The organism is Snuella lapsa (assembly GCF_039539345.1).
Lineage (GTDB): Bacteria > Bacteroidota > Bacteroidia > Flavobacteriales > Flavobacteriaceae > Snuella > Snuella lapsa.
Map to the genome: position 1 here is coordinate 1 of NZ_BAABCY010000113.1, position 831 is coordinate 831.

The 831-nt window shown below is 40.6% G+C and carries 1 protein-coding gene; it reads right to left on the minus strand.

All coding sequences use genetic code 11. The features are described 5' to 3' along the window. Positions 1–831: IS1595 family transposase (locus ABD792_RS19080; protein ID WP_345008177.1), on the minus strand; the 831-nt coding region annotated here is incomplete at both ends.

The following is an 831-nucleotide window of genomic DNA, read 5'->3' on the forward strand; positions in this document are numbered from 1 at the left end:
GAAATATCTTCTATTGAGTTTATAAACAAATTCATTAAGGTATAGCTGCAAATACTTTCCTTTTATCTTGTGATAATTCCCCAAGAGATTTCTTTTAGCATTACTAATAGTAATGTGCACCCATTTTAAAGTTTCTTTGGTGGTTTGCTTATCTGATTTCTCTGTGACATGTAATTCCACATAATCTGCTATATCAACATAAGAAGTGCTCTTGTCTGTAAATACAATACTTCTTTCATCTATGGAGTCTTCTACGGTTTGATTGATTTCATTCTTATAATGGGTGTCAAGCACTTTGGCTTTAAAATACCGGCATTGCCGTTGTTGTTTGCCTGTCGTTGTATCTTCCAATGGGGTGGATTCTGCCATAACCGCCACATTTTGTTTCCCTGCTGCACCACGCCCCCTTACGCCTTTACTCTTCTCTACCTCTGAAGTTTCCACAGTAAAATAGCCCTCGTCCAATTCTATCATGCCCTCTAATGTGTACCTGGCATCCCTGTTGCCCATCGCTGTACGCAGCTTATGCACCATGGCCCATACGGGCTCATAGCGCTTTAAGCCCAATTGCCGTTGGATCTCTTTGGAGGAAAACCCTTTTTTGGTCATGCTTAGCAAAAACATGGTTTTATACCAGGTTAGGAAAGAAAGATTAGAGCCCTGCATGATGGTTCCGCTTTTTAAGGTCATACGCTTTCTACATTTTTTACATTCATAGCTTATTCGGCTTTTTATCCAATAATGTTCCGTATGGCCGCATCTGCAGACAACCCCTAACTTATCCCGCTCCGTCTTAAAGTGGGATATACAGGCTTCTTCACTCTCAAAATG